The organism is Oscillospiraceae bacterium (genome assembly GCA_035353335.1).
In the GTDB taxonomy this organism is placed as follows: Bacteria; Bacillota; Clostridia; order Oscillospirales; family JAKOTC01; genus DAOPZJ01.
In genome coordinates, this window is the sequence record DAOPZJ010000083.1 from 1 (window position 1) to 7,748 (window position 7,748).

General features: G+C 50.2%; 6 protein-coding genes. All 6 read left to right on the forward strand.

Annotated features, from left to right (window positions below):
* Positions 1-368 precede the first annotated feature (368 nt).
* On the forward strand, positions 369-2,807 hold the full coding sequence (gene cas3, locus PKH29_12045) for a CRISPR-associated helicase Cas3' (protein HNX15569.1): 2,439 nt from the start codon (positions 369-371) through the stop codon (positions 2,805-2,807).
* 15 nt (positions 2,808-2,822) lie between these two features.
* Complete coding sequence (gene cas5c, locus PKH29_12050; GenBank protein HNX15570.1) at positions 2,823-3,545, forward strand: type I-C CRISPR-associated protein Cas5c; 723 nt, start codon at positions 2,823-2,825, stop codon at positions 3,543-3,545.
* A 1-nt stretch (position 3,546) separates the two neighbouring features.
* The gene (gene cas8c, locus PKH29_12055) at positions 3,547-5,430 is read left to right on the forward strand and encodes a type I-C CRISPR-associated protein Cas8c/Csd1 (GenBank protein HNX15571.1); all 1,884 of its coding nucleotides are present in this window, start codon (positions 3,547-3,549) and stop codon (positions 5,428-5,430) included.
* Between the two features lie 10 nt (positions 5,431-5,440).
* Positions 5,441-6,304 (forward strand): type I-C CRISPR-associated protein Cas7/Csd2, encoded by an 864-nt coding sequence (cas7c, locus tag PKH29_12060; GenBank protein ID HNX15572.1) that lies wholly within the window; start codon positions 5,441-5,443, stop codon positions 6,302-6,304.
* A complete protein-coding gene (gene cas4, locus PKH29_12065) occupies positions 6,294-6,968 on the forward strand; it encodes a CRISPR-associated protein Cas4 (protein HNX15573.1) in 675 nt (224 codons plus the stop codon). The genes cas7c and cas4 overlap by 11 nt, the downstream gene beginning before the upstream one ends.
* Positions 6,965-7,748 (forward strand): CRISPR-associated endonuclease Cas1 (cas1, locus tag PKH29_12070; GenBank protein HNX15574.1); only part of this gene is annotated, 784 nt, incomplete at its 3' end. The genes cas4 and cas1, both read left to right, overlap by 4 nt.

A 7,748-nucleotide genomic window follows, 5' to 3' on the forward strand; every position in this document is an offset into this window, starting at 1 on the left:
TAGGTATTGAAAACAATGATTTCAGCATTGACAACGGCGTTTGGATTTCGGCGATTTGCGATGAGTATTGGCCGATGTTAGAGGTTCATTTTAACGATCAATTGATTGCGGATAAGGTTGTGATACAGTTTTCGGCATACCCGTACGGGTGAGGTAATTCGATATATAAATCAAGATTTTTCGGCCTTGTGTTCAATTGATAACAAAGCCGATTTTTATTTATTTTGATGATAAGACTAAATTTGTACGTTTATTTGTAATATTATGTAATATATGGTAGAATAAAGGGAACGAACCGAAGCGAAGCAAAGAGACATTTATTGGACATTATACCTGATATGATAGGAATATGATACGGAGGGATCTTTATGGACAATCATCCGGCACACATCAGGAATGAAGAGAACGGGGAGCGCACCGTTCAGACACTGACCCTGCATTCACGAAATGTCGCAAGATACTGCGCAGACCATCTCTCTGCGCTCAGCCTCTGTCATCTCGGGTATTTAACAGGTTTGATACACGATTTCGGCAAGGCAACCAACAAATTCGCCGATTACATAGAACGCGCCGCCGCAGGTGAAAATGTCATGCGTGGAAGTGTCAACCACACTTTTGCGGGTGTCAAATATATATTTTCCCTGTTCCACGGAAAAGGCGATGAAATTTCCGATGCGGTCAGCGAGCTCATCGCTTATGCAGTCGGCGCACATCATGGGTTGTTTGACTGTGTTTCGGCGGAAGGGAAGGATGGCTTTTTACACCGGCTTGAAAAAGACGAAGACGAAATCTCATATGATGAAGCAGTGTCCGAATTTTTAAAAGAATGTTCAACCACCGCCGAAATTGAAACGCTTTTCGAAGAAGCGAAAAATGAGGTAAAAGCGGTCTGGGAAATAATCCGTAAGATCTCTCGTTTAAAAGCCACTTCAGCGACATATTACAAAGGAATGACAGAAAGGATGTTGCTTTCGGCGCTGATTGACGCGGACCGACGAGATACAGCGGAATTTATACTCGGAGAAAAAAGGCCGGAGAACGTTGAAATGAGTCCGATTTGGAATTCTGCTTTGAAACATCTCGAAGGAAAGCTGTCTGAGATTGTATTGACCGGAGACATTGAAATATACGAGGCACGCAAATACATATCAGAATCGTGTAAAAACTTTCCGGCGAAAAACGGGGTTTACCGGCTGACCGTACCCACAGGTTCCGGAAAAACCCTGTCGGCGCTGAGGTTTGCGTTGACCCGAGCGGCGGGTGATAAACACTTGAAACGGATTATCTATGCGGCACCGCTGTTGAGTATTCTGGAACAGAATGCCTCTGTAATCAGAGAGTACATCGGAAACGATGAGATTGTTTTGGAACATCATTCCGATATCATAGATGAGACAAAAATGGAAAGTAAATCTCAAGACGAAAAAGATCAATATAAACAGCGGCAATATGATCTGTTATGTGAGGACTGGCACGCGCCGGTGATCATCACAACCTTCGTTCAGTTATTGAACACCCTGTTCGAGGGCAGGACAAGCTGTATCAGGAGAATGAACTCACTGTGCGAAAGTGTGATTATCATCGATGAAATTCAATCGTTGCCGCTGAAGCTGATTTCGATGATGAACGAGGCATTCAATTTTTTGACCGGTGTCTGCGGTGCAATCGTGGTACTCTGTTCGGCGACGCAGCCGTGTTTCGCCGAAACCGCGCATCCGCTGCAGCTGGCTGAGCAGCCTGATATCGTGCCGTTCGATGAAAAACTGTGGCGTGTGTTCGAGCGCACGCGTATCGTTGACAAGTGCAAATCCGACGGGTACGCGACCGAAGAAATGGCCGCATTCGTTATAGACGCGATGGTTGGATGCGACAGTTTACTGTTCATCTGCAATACCAAAAACGCAGCATACGATTTGTTTAAATTGCTTGAAATCAAAAACAAAAATACGGAAGAACCGTTTTTGCTTTTTCATCTCTCAGCAGCAATGTGCCCGCAGCACCGCATTGACACACTTAAGGCAATCAAGAGTAACCTGTGTAAAAGACACGTTGTCTGCATTTCGACGCAGCTGGTGGAGGCCGGAGTCGATATCTCATTTCAATGTGTAGTCAGGGTGATGGCGGGGTTGGATAATATCGCACAGGCGGCAGGCCGGTGCAACCGGAGCGGGGAATATCCCGAGGCCTGCAATGTCTATGTCGTGAACGCAAAAGACGAACATCTCGGGCCGTTGGCAGAAATCCGGCATGCGCAGGACGCAGCAGACAATTTTCTGTACAGCTTCTCGAAAATACCGGAGCAGTTCGGAAACAGCATCCTCTCGGAGAAATCCGTCAGTTATTACTATCATTGTCTGTATAAAGACCCGAATGTCAAAAAGGTCTTCGATTATCCCGTAAGCCATTTGAACACATCAATTTACGAGATGCTGTCGAAAAATGAGCGTTTTGTCGGGCAGGCGCATGAACCGGTCTGCACTTTTCTCAAACAGGCCTTCAAGACCGCCGGAGAAAATTTCGAGGTCTTCGGTGAAAAGACGACCGATGTGATTGTGCCGTATAACGAACGGGCAAATACGCTGATCGCAGATTTATATTCAAAAAAGGCGGAAACCGATTTGAAATATCTGAAAGAGAAACTCCATGCGGCAAAGCCATACACGGTCTCGCTGTACGATTTTCACAGAAGACAACTGGAGGACGCCGGAGGGATATATGCAGTTGAGGGTAAACCGTTCATTACCGTTCAGCCGGGGTTTTATGACCGGAACACCGGCGTCGGTATCGATATGATACTTTATCAATAGAAAGGAGTTGAGAGGATGCATGAGAACATCGTGACGTTTGAGGTGTACGGTGACTGGGCGCTGTTTTCCGACCCGATTACCCGCGTCGGCGGCGAAAAGTGTTCCTACCAGGTGCCGACCTATGAGGCACTGAAGGGGATTCTGCACTCGGTTTATTGGAAGCCGACCTTGATTTGGGTGATTGATGCGGTTCGGGTCATGAACAAAATCCAAACCGAGACCAAGGGGATCAGGCCGATCAAGTATAACGGCGGAAACGACCTGTCGTATTACACCTATCTCAAGGACTGCCGCTATCAGGTTAAGGCGCATTTCGAATGGAATAAAAACCGCCCGGAACTTGAAGGAGACCGCGATGAAAACAAGCATCACAACGTTGCAAAACGCAAGATCGAAAAAGGGGGAAACCGGGACATATTTTTAGGCAGCCGGGAGTGCCAGGGATATGTCGAGCCGTGCGAGTTCGGCGGCGGAAAGAGTTTTTACGGGGATACGCCGGAACTGTCGTTCGGATTGATGTACCACGGCATCACTTACGCCGACGAGGCCTATTCCGAAAAGACGGAGGGACAAATGACCGTCCGATTTTGGTATCCCGTGATGAAAAACGGTGTGATCGAATTCTTAAAACCACAGGACTGTCCGGTCGTCAGAACTGTCCGGGAGATGGAGATCAAGCCGTTCGGGAAGGAATACGGTAATTTTACACCGCTGTCCGAGACAAAGGAGGCGACCTGAGATGGGCTGGATGCAGAGATGTCTCGAGACCTATGACAACAACGCCCACATGGTCGGGAAAATCGTCGCCGACAAAGAACCGCTTGCGCCGATGTTCTTTATCACACAGAAGGCGCAAATAGAAGTCACATTGACCGAAGACGGGCAATTTTACGGTGCCAGACTGATTTTAAAAGACGAGGAAAGAACTTTAATCCCCGCCACCGAGGATTCGGAGGGCCGAGCTGGAAAAACAATATTTCCCCATCCTTTATGTGATGAATTACGTTATATTGCGCTTGGGAATGAAACCTATCCCGATCACGAGAACTACCGGGATAAATACGAGGCGTATCTGAAGGAGCTGGCTTCCTGGGTTGAATCAAAACAATCGCACTATATTGTGAGGGCGGTGTATAGGTACTGTCTCGGCGGGACGATGATTGCCGATTTGACAGCCGCAGGGATCGTTCAATGCGGCGAAGACGGCAGATTGAAAGAGGGGAAAATCGGCAGCGACAGTTTTGAGCAATGTCTTGCCCGCTGGCGTGTGCTGAAAGCCGGATATACAGGCGGAGAGTCCTGGACGGATAAAACCCTGTTCGACAGTTACCGGGATTTCCGCATCGAACAAGCCGAGCATGAAGAAAAGGCCGTTTGTTATGTCAGCGGTATACCTTTATCCACAGCAAAGAAACACCCAAAAGGAACAGTACGCAATTCATATGGAGCAAAATTACTTTCGTCTAACGACGAGATCAATTTTACTTACCGCGGTCGGTTCGCCACAGCGGAGGAGGCCTATTCGGTCGGTCTCGTGACCACACAGAAAGTTCACGCCGCACTGCGCTGGATGGTCGAAAATCAAGGAACAAATTACGGCGGCAGAACTTTTATATGCTTTAATCCGAAGGGTAAGGAAGTGCCGAAGCCGGAACCGGGCGGCATGAATGACGGAATGGAGGATGACCCGGAGACCGCTCCGCTGACCATGCCGGAGTACCGTGACAGGATGCGGAAAGCACTTGCCGGTTATCGTGCGAACTTAGGGGACAATGAAGACATCGTGTTGATTTCGCTCGATGCGGCCACCACCGGACGGCTGTCGGTCACTTACTACAATGAGCTGAAGTCGTCGGATTTTCTCGATCGGTTGGAGAATTGGCGCGAGACATGCTGCTGGTACCAAACGTGGTTCACCCCCGAAAAAAAGCCGCATTTAAAAATTGCGACGCCGGGGACTGTGCCGCTCGTGAACGGCGCGTTCGGGACCGAACAGGGCGGGATGTTGAAAACCGACGACAAGGTGATGCGGGAACAGGCACAGCGGCTTCTGCACTGCGTGATCGACGCACAGGCGGTGCCGTACGACATCGTACATGCGCTGGTACATCGGGCTTCGATGCCTCAGGCCTTTTCTCGCGGAAACCGGGAGCGAATTCTCTCGGAGACCTGCGCGCTGGTTCGGAAACATGAAAATGACAAACGAAAAGGAGATGTATGGACAATGGAACTCGATTCCCAAAACAGCGACCGCAGCTACCTGTTCGGCCGTCTGCTCGCCATCGCCGAAAAGGCAGAGAGCAGCACTTATACAGATGCTGACGGAGGTCGTGAAACAAACGCCATCCGCCTGTGGTCGGCATATGTACAGCATCCGATGCACGGTTGGGCAATATTGAAAAAGCAACTGATTCCGTACTACGGAAAGCTGAAACCCGGGTCACGATATTTTTATGAAAAACTGATTGAGGAAATCGTCGCCACGATCGAGGAAAACGATGCCGCACAGTTAAATCGCCCGCTGGAGGATGTCTATTTACTGGGGTATTACCTGCAGAGGCGGGAACTTAACCAAAAGAAAAAGGTCGACGGGGAAACCATCGATAATACCGAAGAACAATAAGGAGGAAAAAATTATGTCAATCCAAAACAAAATCGATTTCGTCCTGTTCGTCTCCGCGACGAACGCAAACCCCAATGGCGACCCACTTGACGGCAACCGTCCGCGCATCAACTACGGCGGTTATGGCGAGATGTCGGACGTCTGCATTAAACGCAAAATCCGCAACCGCATGCAGGATCTCGGACATAAGATTTTTGTGCAGTCGGACGACCGGACGGATGACGGGTTCGGCAGCCTGAAAGACCGTGCCGACGGGAACGAGGTGTTCAACGCCGAAATCGGGAAAGGAAAAAAAGCAGATCGGGAGAAATGCGCCGGGATTGCCTGCGAGCAGTGGCTCGATGTTCGTTCTTTCGGTCAGGTATTCGCTTTCAAGGGCGTCGAGGTCTCTTTAGGCATACGCGGACCGGTGACGATCCATCAAGCGGTCAGTATCTCGCCGATCGATATTCAGGATATGCAGATCACTAAGAGCGTCAACAGCGAATCTGGAAAGGATAGCAAGGCCTCCGACACAATGGGTTCCAAGCATTTCGTCAATTTCGGCTTATATCAGATCAAGGGTTCCGTCAATGTCCAACTGGCCGAAAAGACCGGCTTCAGCGATGAGGATGCCAAGGCATTAAAGGAATGCCTGCGCACGTTGTTTATCAATGATGCCTCTTCAGCGAGGCCCGAGGGCTCAATGGAGGTCTGTAAGCTTTACTGGTGGCAGCATAATTGCCGCGACGGGCAATATTCCTCCGCAAAAGTGCATAAGTCGATAAAAGCCGAGCTGAAGGCCGGTATTGATATTCCAAACTCATTCGGCGATTATGTTATTCATACGGAGGAGCTCCCCGGTTTGCAGCCGGAAATCATCGATGGCATATAGCGAGGACGACTTTCTTCTGCTTTCCGGCATCCAGCACTTTGCTTTTTGCCGGAGGCAGTGGGCGCTGATCCATATCGAACAGCAATGGGGCGACAATCTGCGGACCGCCGAAGGGGAACTGCTGCATCAAAACGCCCATGACTGTTACCGCACCGAATCTCGGGGAGATGTCATCATCTCCCGTGGGATGCCGGTGTTTTCGCGTACGCTCGGGGCGAGCGGCGCATGCGATATCGTGGAATTCCGCCGGTGCGAAAACGGAATCGCTCTCCATGGGAGACCGGGGACCTACGAGGTCTATCCCGTGGAGTATAAACGCGGCAGTCCCAAGGACACCGAAATCGACATCCTCCAGCTCGCCGCGCAGGCCATCTGCCTCGAGGAAATGCTCGTCTGCACGATTCCGGCGGGAGCGGTGTTTTACGAGGAGACGAAACATCGTTTGAAGGTCGAATTGACCGACGAACTAAAGAAACAGGCGAGAGCCGGTTTCGAAGAAATGCATTCGTATTTTGAGCGGGGATATGTGCCCTGCCCAAAGCCCTCAAAAAGCTGCAGCGCCTGTTCACTGAAAGAAATCTGCCTTCCCCGGCTCGCCCGGACGCGTTCGGCCAAGAGCTATAATGAGGAAAACCTCGGAACGGGGGAGATGACAATGACTTGAAGAAACTGCTGAATACGCTGTACGTTACCTCCGAAGATGCCTACCTGTCGTTAGACGGCGAGAATGTGGTGATTTTATCGGGTGAGGAAGTGAAGGGGAGATTTCCGCTGCATACACTTGAGGGGATCGTTACGTTCGGTTATACGGGCACAAGCCCCGCGCTGATGGGAAAATGCGCCGAGATGAATAAACCGCTTGTCTTTATGAGGGCAAACGGCAGGTTTTTGGCGCGCGTGACAGGAAAATGCTGCGGGAACGTGCTGCTCAGAACGGCACAGCATACTGCGCTTAACGGGGGAACAAAAGCCTTTTTAATTGCGAAAAATATGATTTCCGCGAAGCTGGCAAACAGTGCTGCAGTATTGCGCAGGGCGGCCAGCGACCATGAGATGAGAATTGATTCCGAAGCAGTGCTTGACGCTGCGGCCTGCCTGAAGGAAAACTCCGTCAAAACGTACAGGGCGGCGGATTTTGCTTCGCTGCGCGGTTTGGAAGGCGAAAGCGCAAACCGGTATTTTTCAGTATTCGATCAAATGATCCTGCAGCAGAAAGAGTATTTTCGATTTTACGGGCGTAACCGCAGACCGCCGTTGGATCCGGTCAACGCGCTGCTTTCTTTCGGATATTCGCTGCTGACGTCGATGTGTACAAACGCGCTGGAAGCAGTCGGATTAGATTCTTATGTCGGCGTGTTCCATACCGAGCGGCCCGGGCGTTGTTCACTTGCGCTCGATTTGGCGGAAGAACTCCGCGCGCCGCTGATCGACCGCTTTGTTTTAT

Coding starts and splice junctions, on each gene's coding strand:
- cas3 (HNX15569.1), top strand. CDS start 369: ATGGACAATCATCCGGCACACATCAGGAATGAAGAGAACGGGGAGCGC.
- cas5c (HNX15570.1), top strand. CDS start 2,823: ATGCATGAGAACATCGTGACGTTTGAGGTGTACGGTGACTGGGCGCTG.
- cas8c (HNX15571.1), top strand. CDS start 3,547: ATGGGCTGGATGCAGAGATGTCTCGAGACCTATGACAACAACGCCCAC.
- cas4 (HNX15573.1), top strand. CDS start 6,294: ATGGCATATAGCGAGGACGACTTTCTTCTGCTTTCCGGCATCCAGCAC.